Annotated in this window: 2 protein-coding genes; one reads left to right on the top strand and one right to left on the bottom strand. The window is 29.8% G+C overall.

Features of this window, described 5'->3' with window-relative positions; genetic code table 11:
- On the top strand, positions 1–502 hold a 502-nt coding region (locus tag HT719_RS11150), incomplete at its 5' end, for a restriction endonuclease subunit S (protein ID WP_054393278.1).
- On the opposite strand, the gene HT719_RS11145 is transcribed toward HT719_RS11150, so the two are convergent.
- A partial coding sequence (locus tag HT719_RS11145; RefSeq protein ID WP_240148736.1) for a restriction endonuclease subunit S occupies positions 462–984 on the bottom strand: 523 nt, incomplete at its 5' end. The genes HT719_RS11150 and HT719_RS11145 overlap by 41 nt on opposite strands.

Genomic DNA, 984 nt, shown 5'->3' with positions numbered 1-984 from the left:
CTCTTATTATCTGAATAACATTAAAATTGAAATAGATTTTCCAAGAAGATCAACTTGGTTGCTAGCTCCTTTAGAAAAAATTGTAACAACTATTTCAGCTAAGCCTTATCAAATAAAACAGTCTGAAATTGTAAAAGAGGGCAAGATTCCAGTAGTTAGTCAATCTAAAATATTAGTTGAAGGATTTTCTAATAATTTTTCTAAGATTCTAGACTATAAAACAAACGTTGTAATATTTGGTGACCATACAAGAAATCTTAAGATTATAGACTTCCCTTTTGTTGTTGGTGCAGACGGAGTAAAAATTCTGTCTCCAATTTGCTTATCTGCAAAATTTTTAAAATACCACTTAGACTATACGCTATTATTTGTTAGGAACAGGGGCTATGCTCGACATTATTCGTATCTAAAATCTAAAATAATAGGTATTCCTTCAGTTTTAGAACAAAAGAGAATTGTCGCTAAAATTGATTTACTTTTTCAAAAAGTTTCTCAGCTTTAGTAATTATTAATTTTTGTGTACGTATACCTGGAAAATTAATTATAGTTTGAGAAAATCTAGTTTTGTTTAATATAGGAATAGTGGTAGATGATGTATTGTTCTTGAATTGTTTTTGCATAAAATCAGACTGTATAGCTAAAAGTAAAAATTTTGAGTTGACAAAATTAAATACTTCTATGCCATGCATTTGTTGATTGAACGCTCCATCAACACGAACAATCCCAGCAATTCCAATATTTCCAATACCATTTATTAAAATAGAACCTGCTTTTATTTTTCTGGATTTTGTATTTCCTAGAACCGATAAATATTCAGTTGCATTGTATAGTTCTCCTTGTAATAAATCAGCAGGTTTATAGAATGGTATTTCGCCGCCGTAGTTTTCAGGGCTATTTTTAGATGGCGTGTTACCAGTACTAATTATTCCTATATAATTTAATGTTGTCTGTACCCAATTCATAGGTATCTTCCCATAATAAGAG

Source organism: Streptococcus sp. k-378, from assembly GCF_013277505.1.
Classification (GTDB): Bacteria; Bacillota; Bacilli; order Lactobacillales; family Streptococcaceae; genus Streptococcus; species Streptococcus pseudopneumoniae.
This window is presented reverse-complemented; position numbering and strand designations above follow the sequence as displayed.